Origin of the sequence: Leifsonia sp. SIMBA_070 (genome assembly GCF_046534635.1) — a bacterium.
Classification (GTDB): Bacteria; Actinomycetota; Actinomycetes; order Actinomycetales; family Microbacteriaceae; genus Leifsonia.
In genome coordinates this window covers 1-247 of record NZ_JAWRYK010000724.1, presented here as the reverse complement: position 1 = coordinate 247, position 247 = coordinate 1, and the positions used below count along the sequence as shown (strand labels likewise).

The 247-nt window shown below is 59.9% G+C and carries 1 protein-coding gene; it reads left to right on the top strand.

Going from position 1 to position 247, the window contains the following annotated elements; all coding sequences use genetic code 11:
- Positions 1-203: phosphatidate cytidylyltransferase (locus SB754_RS22145; protein ID WP_410784441.1), on the top strand; the 203-nt coding region annotated here is incomplete at its 5' end.
- Positions 204-247 lie beyond the last annotated feature (44 nt).

The window sequence follows — 247 nt, the reverse complement described above, 5'->3', positions numbered from 1 at the left end:
CATTGATGGCCGCACTCCTGGCGTTCATCTCCTGTGTGATGGGCTTCGCCGGGGGTCTGGTGATGTCCGCCATCAAGCGCGACCGCGGCATCAAGGACTTCGGCTCCATCATCCCCGGCCATGGCGGCATCATGGACCGCTTGGATTCGCTGTGTTTTGCGGCACCGGTCTTTTTCCACGCCTTGCGGTTCTTCTACACCTGAGGATGGTTCCATGAACACGCTTGATGACGTCATCGCCCTGGCAG